This is a genomic window from Teredinibacter waterburyi (genome assembly GCF_001922985.1).
GTDB lineage: Bacteria > Pseudomonadota > Gammaproteobacteria > Pseudomonadales > Cellvibrionaceae > Teredinibacter > Teredinibacter waterburyi.
Window position 1 is genome coordinate 1 of record NZ_MRUH01000054.1, and the last position, 691, is coordinate 691.

Consider the following 691-nt stretch of genomic DNA (forward strand, 5'->3'; position numbering starts at 1 on the left):
CGCGCAGCTCCATTTTACACAAACGCTCACAGCAAAAATTGCAGGTGAGCTTGGCGTTAGCTGTCATGAGTGCCATGAAGAAACTATTATTGATATCGATGATCGTGTTAATTGGGTGCGGGGTCTATGAATGCATAGATATGAAGGTAGAGCGTGAGCCGAAGCCTATTGATAAAACCATAATCGTTAGCCTTGCCTTCCAAGAGCAGGAGATGAGTATGGAATTAAAGTGCGAAGAATACTACGATGCTTTATGCGCTGAGCGCGGAAACTACTGGGACGTTCGGGAGGTTGGTTCTGAAAAATCAGGTCAAACTAGCTCATTTAAATTTACTGATCCTAAACTGGGTAACGTAGAAGTTTCGGTCCCTTGGTGTGGCGATATTGTTAAAGGTCGTATGATTCCGCTGAAGCATATATTGCCAAAAATAAATGGCGAAACATACTGGTTGGTGAGTACGGAAAATGGAGTTGGTAAATACCAAACGTCAAAACATATGACCAAAACAGTCAAAGAAGCATATTTTAATTTATCAATGAGTATAAACGGCGTTCAACTTAAGTAACGTCACAGCTAACAAAGCCATCAATTTGACCGCCTTACGCTACGCTTCAGTCGGCAAATTATGGCGGCGTTATGCGTGGTATTGAAAAAAGCGCTTTGTCGGTTTTAGGTTTGTGGTAATTGTCT

At 42.0% G+C, this 691-nt stretch carries 1 protein-coding gene; it reads left to right on the plus strand.

All coding sequences use genetic code 11. The features are described from left to right. The coding region (locus IDZ20_RS05495; protein WP_188150428.1) for a hypothetical protein at positions 1 to 566 on the plus strand (566 nt) is incomplete at its 5' end. Positions 567 to 691 lie beyond the last annotated feature (125 nt).